Origin of the sequence: Nocardia sp. 348MFTsu5.1, from assembly GCF_000383535.1 — a bacterium.
GTDB classification, from domain to species: Bacteria; Actinomycetota; Actinomycetes; order Mycobacteriales; family Mycobacteriaceae; genus Williamsia; species Williamsia faeni.
Genome location: NZ_KB911516.1, coordinates 148834 through 170379, shown reverse-complemented (window position 1 = coordinate 170379; position 21546 = coordinate 148834). Strand labels below are relative to the sequence as shown.

The 21546-nt window shown below is 62.9% G+C and carries 20 protein-coding genes and 1 pseudogene; 9 read left to right on the top strand and 12 right to left on the bottom strand.

Translation table 11 applies throughout. The features are described from left to right. Window positions 1-79: 79 nt before the first annotated feature. From H290_RS0116485 to H290_RS0116455, 6 genes and pseudogenes are all read right to left on the bottom strand, one after another. Window positions 80-769: a demethylmenaquinone methyltransferase gene (locus H290_RS0116485; RefSeq protein ID WP_020107927.1), complete on the bottom strand. Its 690-nt coding sequence runs from the start codon at window positions 767-769 to the stop codon at window positions 80-82. A 24-nt stretch (window positions 770-793) separates the two neighbouring features. Then, the gene (locus H290_RS0116480) at window positions 794-1954 is read right to left on the bottom strand and encodes a glycosyltransferase family 1 protein (protein WP_028463287.1); all 1161 of its coding nucleotides are present in this window, start codon (window positions 1952-1954) and stop codon (window positions 794-796) included. A gap of 25 nt (window positions 1955-1979) precedes the next feature. Beyond that, window positions 1980-2450 (bottom strand): DUF3592 domain-containing protein, encoded by a 471-nt coding sequence (locus H290_RS28850; protein ID WP_020107925.1) that lies wholly within the window; start codon window positions 2448-2450, stop codon window positions 1980-1982. Between the two features lie 208 nt (window positions 2451-2658). Continuing rightward, entirely contained in the window at window positions 2659-4296 is a 1638-nt protein-coding gene (gene menD / locus H290_RS0116465; protein ID WP_020107923.1) for a 2-succinyl-5-enolpyruvyl-6-hydroxy-3-cyclohexene-1-carboxylic-acid synthase, read from the bottom strand. A gap of 109 nt (window positions 4297-4405) precedes the next feature. Then, a pseudogene (locus tag H290_RS28845) lies at window positions 4406-5238 on the bottom strand (type IV toxin-antitoxin system AbiEi family antitoxin domain-containing protein). A 111-nt stretch (window positions 5239-5349) separates the two neighbouring features. After that, on the bottom strand, window positions 5350-5817 hold the full coding sequence (locus tag H290_RS0116455; RefSeq protein WP_020107922.1) for a MarR family transcriptional regulator: 468 nt from the start codon (window positions 5815-5817) through the stop codon (window positions 5350-5352). Between the two features lie 78 nt (window positions 5818-5895). Here H290_RS0116455 and H290_RS28840 point away from each other — a divergent pair, with 78 nt between their 5' ends. Continuing rightward, window positions 5896-6990, top strand: coding sequence for an AbrB family transcriptional regulator (locus H290_RS28840; protein WP_020107921.1), 1095 nt, complete (start codon window positions 5896-5898; stop codon window positions 6988-6990). Between the two features lie 43 nt (window positions 6991-7033). After that, complete coding sequence (locus H290_RS0116445) at window positions 7034-8284, top strand: trans-acting enoyl reductase family protein (RefSeq protein ID WP_020107920.1); 1251 nt, start codon at window positions 7034-7036, stop codon at window positions 8282-8284. Between the two features lie 8 nt (window positions 8285-8292). On the opposite strand, the gene H290_RS0116440 is transcribed toward H290_RS0116445, so the two are convergent. Beyond that, window positions 8293-10404, bottom strand: coding sequence for an Rv1355c family protein (locus H290_RS0116440; RefSeq protein ID WP_028463286.1), 2112 nt, complete (start codon window positions 10402-10404; stop codon window positions 8293-8295). 357 nt (window positions 10405-10761) lie between these two features. Between H290_RS0116440 and H290_RS0116435 the strand changes: the two genes are divergently transcribed. Then, the gene (locus tag H290_RS0116435; RefSeq protein ID WP_020107917.1) at window positions 10762-11517 is read left to right on the top strand and encodes a hypothetical protein; all 756 of its coding nucleotides are present in this window, start codon (window positions 10762-10764) and stop codon (window positions 11515-11517) included. Here the strand turns inward: H290_RS0116435 and H290_RS0116430 are convergent. Next, complete coding sequence (locus H290_RS0116430) at window positions 11478-12536, bottom strand: GGDEF domain-containing protein (protein WP_155976882.1); 1059 nt, start codon at window positions 12534-12536, stop codon at window positions 11478-11480. The genes H290_RS0116435 and H290_RS0116430 overlap by 40 nt on opposite strands. A gap of 400 nt (window positions 12537-12936) precedes the next feature. Here H290_RS0116430 and H290_RS28835 point away from each other — a divergent pair, with 400 nt between their 5' ends. Beyond that, window positions 12937-14184 carry a GGDEF domain-containing phosphodiesterase gene (locus tag H290_RS28835; protein ID WP_081631607.1) on the top strand — a complete coding sequence of 416 codons (1248 nt, stop codon included), beginning with the start codon at window positions 12937-12939 and terminating at the stop codon, window positions 14182-14184. Between the two features lie 18 nt (window positions 14185-14202). Here H290_RS28835 and H290_RS0116420 read toward each other — a convergent pair whose 3' ends face one another. The 4 genes from H290_RS0116420 to H290_RS31475 form a co-directional block, all read right to left on the bottom strand. Then, window positions 14203-15093: a sensor domain-containing diguanylate cyclase gene (locus H290_RS0116420; protein ID WP_020107914.1), complete on the bottom strand. Its 891-nt coding sequence runs from the start codon at window positions 15091-15093 to the stop codon at window positions 14203-14205. A 199-nt stretch (window positions 15094-15292) separates the two neighbouring features. Beyond that, a complete protein-coding gene (locus H290_RS31185; protein WP_020107913.1) occupies window positions 15293-15460 on the bottom strand; it encodes a hypothetical protein in 168 nt (55 codons plus the stop codon). Window positions 15461-15513: 53 nt separating this feature from the next. After that, window positions 15514-15888, bottom strand: coding sequence for an ABC transporter permease (locus H290_RS32035; protein ID WP_081631605.1), 375 nt, complete (start codon window positions 15886-15888; stop codon window positions 15514-15516). Then, on the bottom strand, window positions 15864-16082 hold the full coding sequence (locus H290_RS31475) for an ABC transporter permease (RefSeq protein ID WP_196809555.1): 219 nt from the start codon (window positions 16080-16082) through the stop codon (window positions 15864-15866). Before H290_RS31475 ends, H290_RS32035 begins: the two co-directional genes overlap by 25 nt. A gap of 1067 nt (window positions 16083-17149) precedes the next feature. On the opposite strand from H290_RS31475, the gene H290_RS0116400 reads away from it, so the two are divergent. From H290_RS0116400 to H290_RS28815, 5 genes are all read left to right on the top strand, one after another. Further along, a complete protein-coding gene (locus H290_RS0116400) occupies window positions 17150-18313 on the top strand; it encodes a glycosyltransferase family 2 protein (RefSeq protein WP_020107911.1) in 1164 nt (387 codons plus the stop codon). Window positions 18314-18316: 3 nt separating this feature from the next. Then, entirely contained in the window at window positions 18317-18499 is a 183-nt protein-coding gene (locus tag H290_RS31180) for a hypothetical protein (protein WP_155976880.1), read from the top strand. Between the two features lie 186 nt (window positions 18500-18685). Continuing rightward, window positions 18686-19477 carry a glycoside hydrolase family 16 protein gene (locus H290_RS0116385; RefSeq protein WP_020107908.1) on the top strand — a complete coding sequence of 264 codons (792 nt, stop codon included), beginning with the start codon at window positions 18686-18688 and terminating at the stop codon, window positions 19475-19477. Between the two features lie 176 nt (window positions 19478-19653). After that, window positions 19654-20079 carry a DUF4190 domain-containing protein gene (locus H290_RS0116380; protein ID WP_020107907.1) on the top strand — a complete coding sequence of 142 codons (426 nt, stop codon included), beginning with the start codon at window positions 19654-19656 and terminating at the stop codon, window positions 20077-20079. A gap of 810 nt (window positions 20080-20889) precedes the next feature. After that, complete coding sequence (locus H290_RS28815) at window positions 20890-21546, top strand: glycosyltransferase (RefSeq protein ID WP_020107905.1); 657 nt, start codon at window positions 20890-20892, stop codon at window positions 21544-21546.

The window sequence follows — 21546 nt, the reverse complement described above, 5'->3', positions numbered from 1 at the left end:
GGTTAGCCAACCCCGAAGATGTGGGCTTTTGGCGAACAAAAGCCCAGGTGGGCCCCGCCAGAACAGCACATCATCGGGATTATGCAGGCTTGACGCCCCGATGGAGGGCGGTGATGCCGAAGGTGAGGTTGCGCCAGCGGACCTGTTCGAAGCCGGCGTCGCGCATCTGCTGGGCGAGTTCGGGCTGATTCGGCCATTCGCGAATCGACTCGGCGAGGTAGACGTAGGCCTCGGGGTTGCTCGACACCTTGGTCGCCACCGCGGGCAGCGCCTTCATCAGGTACTCCATGTAAATTACCCGCATCGGCTCGAAAACCGGGGTGGAGAACTCGCAAATCACTACGCGCCCACCGGGTTTCAGAACACGGAAAAGTTCGGCAAATGCAACGTCGACGTCGTTGACGTTGCGGAGACCGAAAGAGATGGTCGCGGCGTCGAAAGTGTTGTCGCCGAACGGCAGGTGCAATGCATCGGCAGCGACCTTCGGCACCGGGCGCTTCGCCCCTGCCTTGAGCATGCCGAGGGAGAAGTCCGCCGCGATGCACTCGGCGCCTGATTTCGCGAGCTCGACGGTCGACACTGCAGTGCCGGCCGCGAGGTCGAGCACAACATCGCCGGGACCCAGTGCCAGCGCCTTGCGGGTGGCCACCCGCCAGCCGCGATCCTGGCCGAAGGAGAGCACAGTGTTGGTGAGGTCGTAGCGTCCCGCGACACCGTCGAACATGGCCGCGACGTCTTTGGGATTTTTGGCCAGCGATGCACGTGACATGACCGCAACCGTACCGGCTGCGTCTCAGGCCGCTCGTCGCCGCGTGGCTCGATCTCGTCCGAGTACTGCGTCGTAGTGCGCGAGGAGCTGGTCGGTGATTGCCGACCACGTCCGGCCCTGCACACTCCGATGCGCGGCGGCGCCCATCTCGGCGCGCACCGACGCGTCGCCGAGGGTGGTGATCGCATCGGAGAGGCGCGCTGAGAAGCCGTCCAGCCCGAGCAGGTATCCGGTTCGGCAGTGGCTGATGAGATCGCGGGGTCCACCGGCGTCCGGTGCGATGGCGGGGACGCCGCTGGCGAGCGCTTCCTGAACTGCCTGGCAGAACGTTTCGTGCTCGCCGGCGTGGACGAACACGTCCAGACTCGCATAGGCCCGCGCGAGCTCGAGGCCGCCGAGTTCACCGGCGAATACCGCATCGGGCATCAGTTGTTCGAGCGCTCGGCGCTGCGGTCCGTCGCCGACGATCACCAACTGCACGTCGTCGCGGCCGGACAGCACCGCCAGCCGTTCCACATGCTTCTCCGGTGCTAGCCGGCCGACGAATCCGACGATGAGTTTGCCCTCCGGGCTCCAGCGGGCGCGCATGGCGTTGTCGCGGCGGGAGGGGTGAAAGCGGAGGTCGTCGACGCCGCGACCCCAGTGATGAACACGCGGAACACCCCGGTCCCGAAGAGCTTTCACCGAGACCGACGACGGGGCGAGAGTGCGGTCGCAGGCAGTGTGCAGTTTCCGGGTCCAGGCCCAGGCGGCCCGCGTGCCGAGTTTCATCCCGTAGCTGGCGGCGAATCCGGCGACGTCGGTCTGGAACACCGCGACCGTCGGGACATCGAGCCGTCGAGCGCAGGCGGCTCCCGCCGCACCGACGACAAACGGCGATGCGAGGTGGACGATGTCGGGGTGGAAGTCGGCCAGCTCTCGATACATCGACAGCGCAGGTACTCCGATCGGCAGCGAGCTGACCTTGGGAACCATCACCGACGGTAGGTATTTCACCGTCGCCCCCGACACCTCCGCGGGTCCCGACGCCTGTCGCCCCGACCGCTTCACCGACCACGGGATGTCGGGCGCGATGATCATGACCTCATGTCCGTGGCGCTCGAAGTTCTCGGTCACCCGCAGGACCGAGTTCACCACGCCGTTCATGTTCGGGAGGAAGCTCTCCGCAACAATTGCCACTCGCACACAGCCAGTGTCGGACGTGAAGTTGTCAGGCTGTGTTCGACGCCGTGACGGGGGCAGAAACCGCAGATGAACGTCCATTGCGCTGCCTTCGGTTGATCTCGGCGAGTAACACCATGATCCCGCCGATGACCAGCCACGAATACACGATCACCGACAATGCCGGCAGAATCGCCAAACTCGCGTGACGACCGGTGACGCGGACGAGTTCAGGGTCCGACTTCGAGTAGTCGACGCTGATGCGCTGACCCTCTGTCAGTCCACCGGGATAGAAGACACCGAGGCGTGGGTTGTGGAACATGCCGTCGGGTGTGGAGAAACTGACCGACGCCTTGGTCGGGCCGGCATTGACCACCTCGGCCACCGTGGTCGCCTTGTCAGAGTTGATCAACGCGTCGTTCCGATATGGCCCGGCGACCATGATCGCCATCATCGTGGTGATGATGATCCCGACCGTGAGCAACCCGATCTGAACACGGCGCAGCACGGTCGGAGACATTCCGCCACAATAGTCACCCGGCCACGACACCCCAATTTCTCAACGCCCCACCCCGCCGAGCGGGCCGAACGAACCGCCGAGCGGGCCGTCGTTGCACGCAACAGGACGAACTGACGACAACTTCGGCACGGTCAACGGCCCGATGAGCACGGTCAACGGCCCGATGGGCACGGTCGACGGTTCGATGGGCACGCTCGACGGCGCGCGGTCAGAGGCGGGTTTTAATGGATGTGTGGAGGGATCGGAGTGTCGAGCGGTCGGTCCGGACCTCGATCACTTCGATGCCTTCGCGGGATTCGTTCAGCGCGGCGGGAAGCTCGGCAAGAGTCACCAGGCGGTGTGGGGTTTTGAAACCGGCGCAGACCGCGGCGAGGTCGGTCTGGTGTGGTGTGCCGAAGACCCGTTCGTAGGCGCCGAGGTAGTCGGGCCCGGAAAAGCGGGGGTCGCCCTGTTCGAGAAGGCCGAAGATGCCACCGCCGTCGTCGTTGGCGACAACGATCGTCAACCGGTCGGGACGTGGTTCGGCGGGACCGATCAGCAGGCCGGTCGCGTCGTGCACAAATGTCAGGTCGCCCATCAGCGCAACCGTGCGGACACCGGTCGCCAGTGCCGCGCCGATGGCGGTGGAGACGTTTCCGTCGATACCCGCGACGCCGCGATTCGACAGGACACGCACATCAGGTCCGACCCGACCTGCCAATGCGACGTCGCGGATGGGGTTCGACGCACCGACCACCAGTTGTTCGCCCGGTGCCATCGCCGCGCTGACGACTTTCGCGACGTGCAGGCCGGTGACCGCCTCGGTGGCATCGAGTTCGAGGTCGACGGCGTTGACGGCACGTTGGTGCGCTTCCGCACACGTCTTGAGCCAGACCTCGTCCGCTTCCCCGACAACCTCCGCGCGCGACCCGGTGGCCAGCACGTTGCCGGAGACGTCGGGCCAGCGTGGACCGGTGGTCAGTGCGTACACCTGGACGTTGGGGTCCGCGAGCAGCGACGACACCTCGCGGTGAAGCGTCGGACGACCACAGATGATGGCCTGCGTGGGACGCAGCGCCGACAACGCCAGCGGATGCAGCGGGTTCTCGGGGGCCGGGGCGGTCGGCTCTGCCACCGTCGGCAATGCGGCCAATTCGGGCCGATGCCCGGCGCCGTGGCCGGAGACAACCACGGTCGGTTCGGTGATGTCGATGTCGACGGGGACGTCCAGCTTCCCGACAGCTGTCACCGTCCAGGGCGCACCGCCGGGCCGGCCGGCGAAGACGCCGAGATCGTCGCTGGGTGCGGTCCCCGGGTCCGGGACCAGCGGCTCACGTAGTGGAATGTCGAACTGGACCGGTCCGGCATTGCCGGTTCGAGCTCCGCGCGCCGCAGCGAGCACGCGTCCGGTCGCGGACCGCCACTGACTGTTGGTATCGAGATCCTGCTCGGCCAGCCCGAGACTGATCGCCGCACGCACCTGGGTTCCGAAGATCCCGAACTGTTCGATGGTCTGATTGGCACCCGATCCCAGCAGTTCATACGGCCGGTTGGCACTGATCACGACCAGCGGTATCCGGGCGTAGTTCGCCTCGAACACCGCCGGACTCATGTTGGCGACCGCGGTACCGCTGGTCATCACGATCGGGACGGGCTGCCTGGACGCCGCGGCCAACCCCAGCGCCAGATATCCGGCGGTCCGTTCATCGACCCGCACGTGCAGTCGCAGACGCCCGGCCGCATCGGCGGCATGCAGCGCGAACGCAAAGGGGGCATTTCGTGAGCCGGGACACAACACGGCTTCCCGGACGCCCCCGCGAATCATCTCGTCGACGATCACACGCGCCTGCAGGGTCGAAGGGTTCATTCCTTCAGGCTAGCGGCGCGGCAAAAAACCGGCCTCATGACGTATCCAACATTCGACCTCGCCCCACCTTCATCCCCCTCAGCGGTCGCCGAGGGCAGATTTCCCTCCACTACTGCTCCAGGGACCGATTGTGACGGCGGATTCGATGACGATCGGTCCGGGTGATCGACCGGATGTCAGCCAGTACTTCACTCCAGCCGTAGAGGACGTCGTCGTAGGTGATCCGCATGGTGAGCCACCTGTCCACCAAGCCTTGCGGTCGCGGCGACGATCATTCTGATAATCCGCCAGGGACGTGTGGTGGGCTTTGCTGTCGCACTCGATCAACAACCTGCCCACACGCAGGTCCACCCGCCCGACGCCAAGGATCTTCGGTTGGACCTCGACAGCGAATCCCGCTGCGCGCAAACGTAATCGCGTGATCGATTCGGTACCCGACTGCGACGACTGATCGCACTTGGCCATCAACTCTCGAAGCCTCACCGGCAGCACCCCCATCTGAGCCTGCAGGGTCGGCACATCCACTTCGGTGGTGTTCAGCACCGAATCACACACGACAATCCAGTCTTCGTCACCCAGACAACGCGCCGCGCACCCCAACGCCACCGGGATCGGATCGACCGCTGTCGTGACCGGAACCGGCCGGCCGTAGCCCTGACAGGACCGACTCCCCGCCTTTTTGCCGTGCCTGCTGACACGCACGTGTACCTGCCCAGGACCAGGCGGAACCCAAACCTTGTGAAACCGCAGCGCCGACACACAACTCAACGCGCCGCCGCGTCTGACGGCCTCCGCAACAACCGCATCCGCAACCGGTGTCGCGTACCAGCCTGGACGAAGTCTGATCAGCGAGCCACGTGACAACCGCTGACGCAGATTCGACCGGTTACACCCCAACTGCCGCAGCTCGGCCGCGCTGAACACTCCTGTCTCCACGGGTATGAGACGCACCAGATCGTGCCACGGCTCAATGTCGCCAGAATCGGTCCCGTGAACCCCTACCGAGGGTGCATTCCCCTCGGTGACCCCTGTCGGGACCGAAAATGACCACGCCTAGCGGCGCACCGTGTCGTTTCGGTCCGGGTGATCGGCCAAGTGGCTCAGAACCGGGATGCACAGCATCAGCAGTCCACGTTCGGTCTCGGTCAATCCGGCCATCGCCGCGGCGAGCCATTCGTCGCGCTGCCGCCGATCCTCTTCGAGGAGGGGCCCGGCGATGGCGGTCAGTTCGACCATCACCCGACGACGATCCGTCGGGTCCGGACGTCGGGTGATCAGTTCCAGTTCTTCGAGCCGATTCAAACTCAACGTCAACGACTGCACCTTGACCTGTGCCCGTTCGGCCAGGTCGACGACGGAACTCGCACCGTGGCGTTCCAGGTCGCCGAGGAGGGCCACCTGTGTCATCGTCAGGCCATGTGCCGGCCGCTGTCGGCGGGCGCGTCGTGACACCGCGACCATCGCCTCCCGAAGTCGGGTGGCCTGCTCAACGTCGATCGGCTGGGTTTCATCCCCGGTCATACCAAGACTGTACTTGTGTTCTAGCCAGATATCACCAGCTCGGCAGATTTAATTCACAAGAGTAGGATTGCCAAAGTGATGCGTTGGATCGGATTGGTCGGACTCACCACCGCGGCGACACTTGCTCTCTCCGCGGTGGGCATTCCCTCTGCGGCATTGTTTGCCGGGTTGGTGGTGGCAGCAGCGTTGGCGCTCGCCGGCCGGGCGCCGTTGCCCCGCGGTGACAAACCACCGATGCCCCGCGCCTTCGGACTGGCCGCTCAGGGTGTGCTCGGCGTCTACATCGGAACGCTGATCTCCCCCGACACCCTCTCCGGCCTCGGATCGCACTGGCCGGCCGTGGTGGCGGTTTCCTTTGGCACGCTGGCACTTTCGGTGATTGGCGGCGCCCTCCTGGGGCTACATCGACAGGTAGATCCCTTGACCGGGTCGCTGGCCCTCGTCGCCGGTGGCGCTTCCGGATTGGTGGCGCTGACTCGCGAACTCGGCGGCGACGAACGGGTTGTTGCCGTCATCCAGTATCTGCGGGTGGCGATCATCACGATGTCCATGCCGCTGGTCGCGATTTTCGTCTTCGACAAATCGGTGTCCGACGGCGGCGGGGAGTTCGCCGGCAACACCGGAAATCAGTGGTGGGGCCTGCTCATGCTGGCGGTCTGCATGGTTGCCGGCTACAGCCTCGGACACCTGGCCCACCTACCCGCGGCCGGACTCCTCGGACCCCTGATCTTCTCCGTGGCCGGCCAGCTCCTCGACATCACCACGTCCGCCGCGGTCCCGATCATCTTGGTGCAGTTGGCATATGCGGCCATCGGCTGGCAGGCCGGACTGGGTTTCACCCGATCATCGATGATCGCCATCGGCAAACTGCTGCCCCTCGCCACGGCCCTCATCGTTGCCATTGCGGCCGCCTGCGCCGGCATGGGCGCGCTGCTGAGTATGTGGACCGGAGAGTCGATGTTCGACAGCTACCTGGCCACCACACCCGGCGGGATCTACGCGGTTCTGGCGACCGCGTCGGCCACCGGCGGCAACATCGCCTTCGTCGTCGCGGCACAGATGCTGCGGGTGTTGCTGATGTTGTTCATCGCTCCATTCGCCGCCCGGGGCTATCACTGGTGGTTGCAGCGCCGCCACCAGGCGCGATCACGGACCCTCACCCCGGCAAGCTGAGCGAACCCAAGTCGGCAACAAGCGCGTTCAGTAGGGTCGGGTCATGAGTGATCGCGAGTTCGACATTGTTGTCTTCGGAGCGACCAGTTTCGTCGGTGCGCTGACGGCCGAATACCTGGCCAAGCATGCGCCCGCCGGAACCAAGATCGCCCTGGCCGGCCGCAGCGAGCACAAGCTCTCGCAGATGCGGTTCGACCTCCCCGAACCTGCCAACACCTGGCCCCTGATCGTCGCCGACGCCGACTCACCCGCGTCGCTCGACGCGATGACAGCCCGCACGCGAGTTGTCTGCACCACCGTCGGCCCCTACCTCAAATACGGCGAGGCAGTCCTGGCGTCGACCGTCAATTCCGGCACCGACTACGTCGACCTCACCGGCGAGGTCCCCTTCGTCCGGTTGTCGATCGACAAGTTCGGCGACCAGGCGACGGCGAATGGTGCGCGCATCGTTCACTCGTGCGGATTCGATGCTGTCCCTTCCGATCTCGGTGCCTACCTGCTGTACAAGAAGATCAGCGCGGACGGCGAGGGCACCCTCGGCGACACCACGATGATCGTCCGCAGCTTCCGCGGCGGCGTCAGCGGCGGAACGATCGATTCGATGCGGGTGATCGCGAAGGAGGCGTCGAAGGCCGATACGCGGCGCACTCTGCTCGACCCGCACGCGCTGTCAACCGGGCCCGGCGAATACGCCGGCATCAAGCGCAGCGCCGAACCGAGCGACATGGCAATGGTCGACGCGTCGAAGGTGGATCCGAGCCTCAAGGGCACCCTGGCCCCATTCTTCATGGCCAGTTTCAACACCCGCATCGTTCGTCGGTCGAATGCGTTGCTCAACAATGCTTACGGCGACAACTTCCGCTACGGCGAAGCGATGTACGTGGGCAGCACCCCGATCGTTTCGACGGTGATATCCGCGGCCGTCGCCGCCGGCACCGGACTCTTCCTCGGCGCGATGTCCATCGGCCCCGTCCGGAATGTCCTCGACCGACTATTGCCAAAGCCCGGCGAGGGACCCAGCGAAAAGGTCCGGGAAGCAGGCCATTTCACCACCGAGACCTACACAACCACCACCACCGGCAAGCGTTACCGGTCGCGCATCTCCGCGAAGGGCGACCCGGGATACAAGGCCACCGCGGTGATGTTGTCGGAGTGTGCGTTGTCGCTGGCACTGAACCGAGACGAATTGCCGCCGCTCTCAGGGATTTTGACCCCGGCCGCCGCAATCGGCGACGTTTTGATCAAACGCCTGAGCGCCGCCGGCTTCAAACTGGAAGCCGAACAGCTCAACTGACCCTGACCCTAGACCACCGCACGCCGACGACTCACCGACGGCGTGAAAGGTGACCGAGACAATCGCAACACCGCCGCGACGGCCTCGCCATCTTTCAGACCAAACACTTCGTCGAACTGCTTTGCTAGACCGAACAATTCGTCGCCTTTGCTCGCCGAGACCGCAAAGCATTCGTCGAGACCCTCGGCATACAGGAACGGCGGTGTGACCGGTTGGACCGCCAACCCGAGAGACTGTGCGCGAATCCAGAAGTCTTGCATCGCAATGCCGCCGCGCACGTACGCGTCGGCATTGCGATTGTCGATGATGACGATCGCAAGGCCCGACGATGTCATCACCCGCCCCTGTGCGTCCGCACCCAGCGCGGACCCGGCTCCCCACGCATCGAGGTGGGCCATCACATCCGGACGACGAAGCAGCGCGAGCAGTGGAGCCTGTTGCGGCATGAGCGCCAGGTCACCGACCTCGATCCCGGTGTCGGAAGCGGCATCCGAGGCGGCGACGATCTCCGCCATCATCTCAGCCTGCAGGTCGGGATCCAGGTACCGCAGGCGTTCGGCCGCTCCGGCGATGACCCCGAACGCCGCGAGGGTCTCCGGATCGGTGATCAGCCGGGTCCGTACCCCGTCGGACACCCCCGTCGACAGCGCAGACACGACGTCGTCGCCGAGTTCGCTGCGATCACCGAATCCCCTATTGGTCCGACGATCGAGCATCGCTCCCAACTGCGCCGCAGTCTCCAGATCCCCGCCCGACCCGTATTCGAGCCGGACCTCAACCCCGAGGCCAGTCCCCGTGATGGCCGTCTTTCCGAGCACGCCGGCAGCCGAGGCGGCGATAGTCATGTTGTGCAGCACCGCACCCAGTGCCACCGCCGACGCCCGTCCCCCGACATCCATTGTCGACAGCAGCGACACGTCCGGCACGGCCGTCACCCCGGTGTCGTCCACATCGAAACGCCAGGGCTGCGCGTTTCCCAGCGAAGGTGCCCGAGATCCGGCGTACACCACCGCATCTCGCGTATCGAGCGCCGCGAACTCGGCCCGGACATCGACCGCGACCCGCCGGGCGGGCTCGGCCGCCGGAACCGGTTCGGCCAGTTCGTCGAGTATGGAATCGAGGTCGACGCGAATACGGCCGGAGGGCAAGGGTTCACCGCGGACGATCCGCCGGACGGCAGCCGCGACCGTCGCGCCTCCGAGGGCGACATCTCCGCCGAGTTGCGGCCAGGCAGACAGAGTCCGGCCCATTTCGAAGACCGACGCCGCCATTCGGGCAGTCAATCGGTCACCGTCGAGAATTTGTAGCGCGAAGGGCACTTTCTCGGCCGCCGACAACCCCGACAGCGAGGCCGCGTCGAAATCGCCAAGGAGACCGTGGAACAACGGTCGATCCGGCTCCAGATCAAATCGTTCGACGTCGAGAACTCCGCCGTCGCTGGTTTCCATGATGACCGGAATACCCAGTGCGCGGGCCCTATCCCGGACCAGCACCTTCGCGTCGAATGAATCGCATTCTTCGATGACAATGTCGAGGCCGGACAGGAAATCGTCGACGGTCGATTCCTGAACCCCATCTTGATGCACCCGGACTTCGAGATAGGGGTCGATCTCGGCGATTCTCCGCGCAGCGACCACCGCTTTGTTGAGGCCGATGTCAAACACCGAGCCAGGCACCCGATTCAAGTTCGACAGCTCGATGTCGTCGAAATCGGTGAGCCGCAAGTGGCCACACAAACCTTCGAGTGCCAAGGTATGTGCGACCGCATGCCCGACGCTCAGCCCCACGACACCGACCCGCAAAACACCGGCCCGATCCTGCTCATCGACCGTCAGCTTGTTGCGATTCCGGTCGAGGCGCAGCCGCCGGTACCCGACCGGACCGAGCAGTCGAATTGCCTTCTTTCGCCAGGGATAGTAGATCCAGCGCGCCGGCTCGTCGACAATTTCCTGGCCCAGTGGCGGAATCAATTCACCCACTGCCGACAATTGATGGTCCACGGCATCCAGGAAGTCAATTCCTGGCGTGGCACGCAGATTTTCGAGCCTGCTGTGCCCCTCCGGATTCTGGTCATCGAAAACCTCGACAACAGCCAGAGATTCATCAGCCTGATTATTCACTACACCATCCTGTTTTATTTTCGGCACAAGTCGTAATTCCCGAACACCGATGTCCTGACGGTATACGGCCCGCTCGCATCCCACATCCCTGGGCGCAAGCCACATTCGGTCCGCCGAATCTCGACATTCGATGCCAATCGTCAAGGGCCGGAGTCAAAAACAAACCGGACGGACTGTTATCGGCGAGGGAGATTGACACGCCATCGCATAGCAGCCACCAACAAGGGACAATACAACGAGGGGGGACACAATTCATCGTCGTATTTGTTACCAGCAATACACTCGATATATCAATCGCTAGCTATCGCAAATGGCAAGATACCAATAGCGCGCACGTGCCCAGCCAGGAGGACCCCCTTGACCACTTCATTCGCCCACGACCGTCGTACGGCACAGATCGCCGCCGCAGCGCGTGACTTCACCGCTCAGGTCATCGACGAAGGCAGTGGTACAACGCTGATCGTCGGTACGCCGCAGTCGGTTCCCGACGTGTGGGTCGACTACCTCGACGGCGCCCGCAACAGCTACGCCAAGCATGGAGTCGAGATGGCCCTCGACTATGACGACGTCATACGCGGCGAGTGCACAACCCTGTTCTATGCAGCCCTCGACACCACCGGCACGGTCATCGGCGGCGTTCGCGCCAAGGGTCCGTACTCCGCCGCCCACGAGTCCCATGCGTTGCTCGAATGGGCAGGTCAGCCGGGTCTGGAGATGGTGAGCCACGCGATCGATTCGCGTCTCGAAGACGGTGTCGTGGAGATGAAGACAGCCTGGGCTGCCAATGGTCCCACTGCTGCCGCGGTTGCGGGGATGCTTGCCCGCGTCGCGCTTCCCACCATGACCCTGACCGGCGCGCGCTACATCATGGCCACCGCCGCCGACCACGTTCTTCGCCGCTGGGAGTCCTCGGGCGGCCGAGTCGCCGAAGACATTCCAGCCTCGCCGTACCCGGATGCCCGGTACCAGACCAGCCTGATGTGGTGGGATCGCCAGCGCATCGCCGCCGACGCCAAGCCGAAGGTGCTGGCTCACATGGTGCAGGACACGCGGATTCTCGCCTCCGGTGCCACTCAGAACGTCTGGTCGTCGACCAGTGGATTGGCGGCCTGATCGCGCGAGGCAGCCTTCCGCCGGCGAACGAGGTCGAGGCTGCCGACCCGGCGTTCGTCCGCGACGAACTCGATCTGGGGCTCGTTCGGCGGGCCTGGAACCCACACGATCGGCGCACATGTTCGGGAGATCACCTTGTTGCGGCCGGCGTCTTTCGCCGCGTACATGCAGCGATCCGCCTGCCGGGTGAGGAAGTCGATCACTTCGTCGATGTTGGGGCGACCGGTCGCTGATCGGATCAGCGGGGCGTAGATGGCGCCAATGCTGATCGTCACTCCGCATTCGGTCTGGATTCGGCTTCGGACTTGCTCGGCGAGGTGGACCAGTTCGGCAGGGTCGGCGGACTCGGTCATCACCACGAATTCTTCGCCACCGAATCGGCTGATGATCGAACGCGGCGGAACCGTTTCCTCGATGACCGCTGCCGCGGCGATGAGCACGGAGTCGCCGGCGGCATGGCCGTGGTTGTCGTTGACGAACTTGAAGTTGTCGAAGTCCATCATCATGAACCCGATCGACTGACGGGTTCTGGCGATGCGGTCGAGGAGGTCGCTGTTGCGGCTCAGCAGTCCCCGCCGGTTGAGGACACCGGTGAGAGGGTCGGTGTCGCCGAGCTTGGCGACCTTGCGGAGCACGGACCCCAGCGACTGCCGGAGCGCCGCGACCATGAACACCGGCACAAACACAGTCGTGACCGCAGCACCGCCGGCGACGACGAGCGCTACCCCCGACGTCGCGTTGACCGATGACAGGAGCAACGCGAGCACCATTGCGAACAGGGTGAACGAGACCGTCACCCGACGCGACGACCCCATCGCGGCGATGGCCGGTATCGCGGCCAGCAGGGCGACGACGGCACGGGCCGCGGCCGGGTCGGTCACCAGATAGGCAGACCATGCGACACCCAGCATTCCACCGAATCCGAGTATCGCGAATTGCGTGTTGGACAACCGTCCGACATAAAATGTGAGCGCAAATGTGAATGTGCTGAATAGCCAGATCGCAACGAGGTATTTCATACCGCCGTCGGTAATGAATCCCGGCTGCAGAAACGCGAACAACGGCAATGCGAAAGCGCCCGCTGTACTGATCAGTACCGCGGTTGATCGTGAGTCGAAACGCTCAGAGAATTTGTTGCCCACAGCGATCAGTTATCCGAATCCAACATGCAGCGACACCACCGCCCAGGCGCGTGAGCCCCGAGTTGATATGTGACGCTGATGAACCTTCAAGGCGCGAAACTTCACTCAGGCGCCGGCCCCCAACTTGGGAACAACGTTAGTCAGTCTAGACAGATCAGGTGCATCCGGCCATGGCAAGTCGAGAATCGCGCGAGCGCGGTAAACTCACCCATCGAACGAGGCGCAGAGAGTCACACAACGGGATGACTTCCGCGCTGGTGATCATCGGGAGTTGTGCATGCCAGCGTCAACCCCGCCACCGCCGGTGGCAGCCCGCGATGTCCTACGCGCCTTCACCGCACATTTCAATTACCCGGACCTCGGTGTTGTGCTCGTCTGTATCGACCCGACCGGTCTGCTCGCCGCCGCTCTGGGATGGAACTTCGTCAGCAAACTTCGACCGGCCGTGGCCAAAGCCCTGAGCGAGACGTTCCGCGAAGATCCGGCTGTCTGGGAAGGTCCCCACGATCATCTGGTGCTCGTGTTCTTCAACGCTGCCGAGGTCGATGCGCAGACGGTCGAGCGCAGGCTCGTCGAGCGCATGTCGCGCCAGGTGGACATTGACGGTCGACCCGTCTTCGTGCCGACCAGCCTCGGTGTCGCGGTTGCCTCCGAAGTGTCCACCGCACTCAGTGCACCGGATCTGGTCCGAGCCGCCGGCGCAGCCGTCCACCAGGCAATACAGACCTCCACGCCGTCTGTTCGTGCGTCGTCGGAGTCGGTGGAACTGCTCAAGAAGGAGGTGGCGGCGACCACCGAGCTGGCCAAGGCCCTCGGCAGCGACTTCTCGCTGCACTATCAGCCGATCGTCGACCTGACATCGCGAAAGCGCGTCGGATTCGAATCGCTCCTGCGCTGGCAGGTCGGTGATGAACTCCGCCTTCCTGCCGACTTCCTCGACGCCGCCGAGACGACCTCGCTGATCGTCCCGATCGGGCGTTGGGGCGTCAGCGCCGCACTGGACCAATTGGCGCAGTGGCAGCGAAAGTCCGGTGATACATCGCTGTTCATGTCGATCAACTTCTCCGCGCGTCAGCTGGCCGACAGCGGGCTCGTCGATCATGTCGCAACTGCGATCGCGGCGTCCGGTGTTCCCGCCGACACGATGTGGGTCGAAGTGACCGAACGGAACCTGATCGAGATCGGTTCCCCGGCGGCACAAACAGTCTCCGAGCTCGACGCCCTCGGCTGCACAATCTGCGTCGACGACCTCGGGACCGGATTCGCTGCGTTGCGGTACATGGTGGAACAGCCGGTGCAGGTGGTGAAGATCGACCGATCCCTCGTGTCCCAGGTCGGAATCGTCGAGCCGCTACGCAGTGTGGTCGGCGCGGTGTGTACGTTGTCGGCGTCGCTCGGCATCCGCACAGTCGCGGAAGGTGTGGAGAGCGAAGACGAGGTACGCAAACTCCGCGAGCTCGGCTTCACCCACGCCCAGGGCTTCCTGTTCGGAAAACCCGCGCCCGAGAACGAGTTCGAGTTCTGACGGCCTGATCAGATCACGTCAGCCGGGCAGGGCGTCGAAGTCCACCGTGTGGCCGCCGCCTTTGGTCCTGGCGTGATACATCGCGGTATCGGCCGCGCTGATGATGTCTTCGGCGCTGCGTTGATCACCCGGCCAGATGCGGGCCATCCCGACACTTGCCCGCAGCCGTACCTGTGTGCCGTCGATCTCCGAAGGCTCTGTCAGCAGGACGTGCACGAAGTCCGACACGTCTTCGACGGCTTCCTCGTCGACATCCCGCAGGACAGCGATGAACTCTGCTCCGACCACGCGCCCGATCAGATGCGGTTCGGGCAATTCCTGGCGTAGCCGCTCGGCCGTCATCGCAAGGGCCATGTCGCCGCCAAGGTGTCCCAGCGAGGCGTTGAGTTGCCGGAGTTTGTCGAAGTTGATGACCATCACCACATCGACCTTGTGGCGATCCATCGAGCGGACGGTCCCCAACAATTCGTTGATGTACCGGATCACGTACTTCAGGTTCGGAAGCCCGGTGAGCGCGTCGCGTTCGCCGTCGATCGACAGGCGCTCGCGCATCGTCTGAATCTCGGTGACGTCGTTGAACGACACGACCACCTGTGACTCCGGATCTTCGGGATGGAGGAGGACGGCGTTGCACTCGAGCCAGGTCCGCGAACCGTCGATACGGTCGACTCCGACAACGACTCCCGACACCGGTCCCCTGGTATCGACGGCACGGCGGTTGGGGAAGTCACGGGCCGGTAGTCGCGTGCCGGAATCACTACGGAACGTCAGGGAGCACGACGCGTTGAATTCGAGCGTCGAACCTCGCCTCTCGGACAGTTCGAGGATCCGGTCCGCGGCCTCGTTGGCCTGCTCGATCTTGCCATCGGCAGAGACAACAACGAGTCCACCGGCGAGCGAGTCAAACACTGTTGTCAATGACTGCGCATCCCAAGCCGGCCAGTCCTGCGGCTCTCCACCCCTTGTTTCGGTCAACCGCATCTCACGTTCCTCGACAACCCCAACCCCATACTTATGACCTTTACGATCACACATCTACCGGGGGATCGCGCAACAATTGCACTACGCGTGCAGAATCTAGCAAGAATTCGTGCGCTCAGCCGACAATTCAGGACGCTTTGGGCCGCAATCCGCTTTCGCCTTGAAGGCGATTTGGCGCTTCCCGGAGGCCTTCCTTAGCATCGCGCAGCTTTATCGACTTCCCGATCACGAGGGCAACCACGACGGACACCGCGATCCAGGCCACGACGGCGACTGTTGTCAGGAGGGCGAACATGCTTGCCATCGTGCCAAATCGACACCGCGAAAGCACCCTTTGGACGAAGATTCTCAGCAAAATTCTCCGATCGAGGCATTATTGTCAAGACTTCGAACGATCCAAAGTTGTCCTGCCAGCGGTATGCACACCAGCACTATGACCAGGCACGACAAACTAGTACACCTCCGAATGCGCGGAGGCCAGGTCACAGGCTCTGGCAACAGCGGGTTCACGGAGGTCGGGTTGCCGAAACACTCACGCAAACTGCCGGCCACCGATGTCACCGGATTCCAGTTCGCCACGTCCTGCAAAATGCCCGGCAAGGTCTCAGACGGGACGAAGGCCGAAGAGATGAACGCCAGCGGGAAGAGGATCGAGGCCCTCAGGCTCTGCGCCGCCCGGGGTGACCCGGCCAACAGACCTACGACAGCGCCGACCCACGACATGGCAAACCGAAGAACAGCACGACGACATAGCCGCCCAAGGCCAACCAGAATCTCTCATGGATCCGCCACCCGATCGCGAGCCCTGTCAGGCTCATCACAAGCAGAGCCAGAATTTGGATCACCGAATCCGAGAGGGTCCGTCCCACCACCAGCGCAAGACGGGACATCGGCATCACCCGAAATCTGTCGATCACACGTCCGATATTTCCGTCGCGAGTCCGAGCGCACTGAACGCGGCGTTGAAAGCGACGGCCTGCGTCATGATTCGATGTCGGATAGGCCCAGATGGCGGCCAAGGACATCTGAACCTTCCATTCGCCACACGCTTTCGCCGGGTCCTCGCACACGCGATGCGTAGTTTGTATCTGCGATAGACGTGTCGATGCACTTCGATCCCAAATCAGGGTTCGTCGCCGCATCAAGCGGCGTGGCGCGATCGGCGACCTTGTGCGGATCGATACCGATAGTTCTGATGCGAGTCGGAACCTCAAGGCACCTCACACAACATCTTGTATTCATGCCTCGAATCACGCTGCGAACGCCGAGGTGACACACCAAGGTGAGTCAACCGGGCAACGGGCGACAGAAACTCACCCGAGCCATTTCCCATGGCCTATTACTACACGCGATGACTGCTTGGCAAATCAAGTCGGACTAATCCACTGCGCGGCTTACAGCACTCCGGAATGTGCCTGCGAGATCTTCAGTGTCACGTTGATTCGGACGGATTGTTGGGCATTAGGGCCAAACAGTCGGTGGCCGCTGCACGTAGAACTCACTTTTGATCTCAACAATCATCCCGGCATCCGGGGCGCCTACTGCGTAGTGTCGAGAATTAGTGCGAACAGATTACAGGACAGTCGATTTCGCGTGATTCGACTCACAGTCCACGCTTCTGCGTTCGTCCAAATCGGTCGGAGTGTGACACGATTTCGGTATCGATGGCGGGATATGAACCCCTACATCACTTGACTGCTCGCTGGTCGATCAATTTGGTCGCAGTGGGCCTGTATTTCCTATAGCTGCTAACAGATAAATTGGGGCCTCGTGTAATCGTTATGAACATCCTGATCATTCTTTGTGGCGTTCGCGCTTGCAATTATCTCCATCTCGACATTGTGGTGGATGATGCACGCGCGGGCGGTCACCTGAGTTAAAGAGTCGATCGGTCGATCGGTTTCTGGCGAGCCGTCAATGCCATCCGTACCCTCGTCCCGGCGCTTCCCGCGTTGCCCCATCCAGCCATAAATCAGGAAGACACATGCGCTTTGAGAAGTGCGCCTACAACGTCGACGTTGAGGTGCCGAACCCCTGCCTGCCTGCCGAGCCGACGAGGGCCTACGTTGTCGCGCTGATAGCGGCGCACCGCGAGGAGGCTGAGATCGGTAATACCATCAGAAGCCTTCTCGCGCAGCACAGACCGCCGAACAAGATCGTGGTGATCACCAATCGCGCCGCGGATAAGGTCGCCGATCGCACCCACCAGATTGCCGAGAGCTTTCCGGAGGTCACCGCGATAGATCTGGTGTTCCCGACTGGCACCACGCACGGCAAATCCCGCGCACTCAATCACGGCTGGCTCCATCACGCCCGGCTGGCCGACATTGTGGTGTGCATTGACGCCGATACCCGGCTGCCGCAGAACGCGGTCGGGGACTGGGTGGGCGAGTTCTATGCCAACCCACGACTGGGCGGGTCGTCCAGCAAGTTCACAATGCGCGACGAGCGCAACGGCGATCAGGCGATCGTGCAGGTGCAGCGCGCCGAGTTCGCGCGATGGACCGACACCAGCCTGCGCCGGGGCTGGACGTCGGTGCTGGCTGGAACCGGTTGTGCCATCAGGGGAGTCACTCTGGTGGAGGCAGCAACGACCAGTGGGCACAACGAGGGCCCGTGGTGTTACGCCAGCATGGTTGAGGACTTCGAGCTGACCTACCGCCTGCGAGCTGCCGGCTATCTGTGCCAGGTATCGCCAACCGTGCGGGCCTACACCGACGCCATGAAGGGTGTGCGATCCCTGTGGAGTCAGCGGATGAAGTGGCAGTCCGGAACGGTCAGCGACCTGATGAAATTAGGCTTCAACCGGCTGACCGCACTTGATTGGATGCAGCAGTTCGCCGGGTTCCTCCAAGCGTTCGTGCGCATCGGGTGGCCGCTGGCGCTGATCGCATCGCTGGCGCTGGGAACCTTCGAGTTCCGCCCGATCTGGCTGTTGTGTCCGGTGTATTTCGCGGTGACCGACTGGATCATGGCCGCCCGCATCCCACACCGCACTTGGCGCGACCGCGTCACCGCCCTCGCCTTGGTGCCCCAAGACTTATTCGCCTATATGCGCGCAGGGTGGTTCATCTATGCATGGATCGAAGCTTTATCCGGCAGCAAAAAGGACCGCTGGAGTGGCCAGTACCAATCCGAGGGAGTGTAAGAAATGAGTAGCCATGCAGGAGGAGTCAGTTTCGGTGGGGCACATGCCCAAGTCGCCGGGGCCAGCGCGTCGGGCGCGGTGTACTTCTACCAGGTCTGGTTTCTGTTCGCCGCGTGCGTGATTGTCACGATGGTCATCACCGCCGTGACGATCGCGCAGCAGACATTCCAGAAGACACGGCCGTAAGCAGGTGGGAGATGATGTGCACCATGATATTTGAGGACTATCGGCAGATGTCTGACTACATAAAGGCGCATGGTCCGCTCCCCACGGACAAGGAGGTAAGGGTGGCACACAGGATCATCCTGCCTGGGCGGGTCAAGGACGTTTCCGTCGCAGGGCGATCCAGCAGGTGATCCGGGAACGGGAATCATGAAGCAGTCGCGTAATCTGGCACTCGTCGTCGCACTGGTCCTCATGCTGTGTTCCTGTTCGGCGATATCTGGTTCGACATCCACCGAGACGTTCGATGATTTCGACGGTCCCGCAGGGTCACCCCCAAACCGAGACTTGTGGGTTTACGATTTCGGCGACCCTCATTCGGCGAATCACGAAGCCCAGACCTACACCTCATCCCCCAACAATGTCCGACTTGATGGCGAGGGTCATCTCCTCATCCAGGCACAGACAACCGGCAACGGTTACACCTCCGGCCGTCTGGTGACACGGGGCACGCTCGACATGTTGTATGGCAAAGTCAGCGCCCGCATCAAAATGCCTTCAGGACAAGGTATCTGGCCTGCATTTTGGATGTTGGGCTCCGATTGTCCGGACGTCGGATGGCCCGAATGCGGTGAGATCGATCTTATGGAGCTCGTCAACGTCGGTACGACGTATTACGTGACATTGCACGGCCCACAGGGAAACTCCGATTACTCAGATCACGACGGAGTGCGCGCCAGCGGTTCCTTCCCGGATCTCGCGAACGATTATCATGTCTACTGGCTCGATTGGCAACCCGACAGCATCACCATAGGAGTTGATGACACGGTCCTCGCCGTATTCGGGCCGGCGTCACTGCCCGCCGGGGGGCGCTGGGTCTTCAACCACCCCATGTATGCAGTGCTCAACGTGGCTGTCGGCGGGGATTGGCCTGGTCCACCAACGGACGCCACGCCTTTCCCAGCGACCATGATCGTTGACTGGTTTCGGTACACGCCGTGAGCCCATCTCCCCTGGGCACTCACATCGCGCCCGCTTCCGCCACAAGTATCGGGCGGCTGGCTTCACTAACCGGAGATACAAAGTCCGCGCCGATAGTGACCGCACGCAAAAGAAGGGTTCGTTGGAATCAACGAACTACACCGACAAAACAGAAGTAACCCGACCAAAGGAGCAGCATGACTCAGAACGACCACAACATCACCCAAGGAATCAATGTGAGCCCGCAACATCCCATCACTCCGGCACCACAGCCCTACTACCAGCAGCCAGCGCCGATCAACCCTGAGAAAAACGGCCTGGGCATCGCTGCGATCATCTGCGCACTCATCGGACTGCTTTTCTGCCTCGTCCCCTTCACCGGCTTCATTGGCCTGGCACTCGGAATCACCGCGCTGATCCTCGGCTTGGCCGGATGGTCACGCGTCCGAAAGAACAAAGCCACCAATAAGAAGACCGCCATCTCCGCAGTGGTGCTCGCCATCCTCGCCATCGCCGGAGGCATCTGGGGCATCGTGATCGTGTTCGGCGCAGTCAACGACATCGACGAAGGCTTTGACTGCCTCGACCAGGCGCAGACATCCGCAGAGATCGACGCCTGCTGATCGAGCACGCGATCCGGTTTAGCCCTGTTAGCTTGTAGCACAGGGCTTTTCCGGGAATTGCGAGCGACCAAAGGCGAAGCTCATGGACGTACGCGGGCGCGGCCAGAGTCCGGTGGGTATCAATCACCGAGCGGGCATCGGGATCGACCTTCACAGCCTTCTCCCGCCGTCTCCGTCATGGGGGCCCTCCGACCGCAATGTCACCGGTTTCCGTCGACCACCCTGTGATCGATCTCGACGTCGCGGTTGAAACAACGGACGAACATTGCCGCAGATGACATCGACCTCCCCAGGATGTCCTCGCACGCCTCCGCGCCTACGTAGCATCGGGCCAACACGAGCCCACCCACGACGCAGACCGGCTATATGGCGCCGACATTGTGGATGAGCGCAGCCAGGGGCGGGCCACACTGCTGATCGCTGTTCTCGCACTCACCGCACTGCTCGCACGGCATTTCCACAGATAACCTTCGACCCACGGAACTGCTGTACGGGTTCCTGGTGCTGTCCTCGACGATCTACACGTTCATTTTCGCGTCCCGGACCTCGAGGTCATGGTTGTGGACGATGCCTCCACCGACGGCATCACCGAGAACTCAAGACCGAACTGAACTTCACCTTGATCGCACTCAAGCAGGATGTCGGCAGAAAGGACGCGCTGGTCCGGGGCGCGACGGTCGCGCGGGGGGACGTCATCGCGTCTACAAATCGCGACTGTGCACTGCACCAGATGCCTTGCGGCGCTGCGTTGCACGAGGGTTATTTCGCGTCGCCAAGGCGGCCGAGGCATCGGTCGGATCGGTGACCTGCGTGTCCGGTCCGCTGGCCGTGTTCCGGCGCGATGCCATCTGGAACTACCTGCCGGCATGGGCGAACGACCGCTTCTTGGGTGCCGAGTTCAAGTTCGCCACCGACCGCCAACTCACCGGGTATGTGCTCGGCCAGAAGTGGCGCGGTCAAGGGCTCAAGAAGCAGTACCCCGACTCCCCCTTTGTGTCCGAGGTGGACTATCCCGAGCGCAAGTGGCGCGTGGGATATGTCCGGTCGGCCAAAGTCTGGACCGTGGTGCCCGAATCGCGGAAGGCATTCTTCAAGCAGCAGGTCCGCTGGAAGAAGAGCTTCATCCGCAACCTGTGCTCTTCCGGAACATTCATGTGGCGCCGCGGCATTCAGCCATCAATTCTCTACTACGGCCACACCGTGTGGGTTGCGGCCGCGCCGCTGATGGCGATACGGCACATGATCTGGGCGCCGATGAACGGTTTGTGGCTACTCACCGCCCTGTATCTCGCCGGCATCTTCATCAAGGGCTGCGCCTGGGCGCTCGCCTTCGCGATCGACAACCCACATTCAACATGCTGGCGCTACCGCCCACTGATGGGGCTCATCTCCGCGCTCTGCCTGTCGTGGCTACTCCCCTACTCTTTGCTGACGATTCGTCGCAGCATCTGGTCGAGGTCACTATGA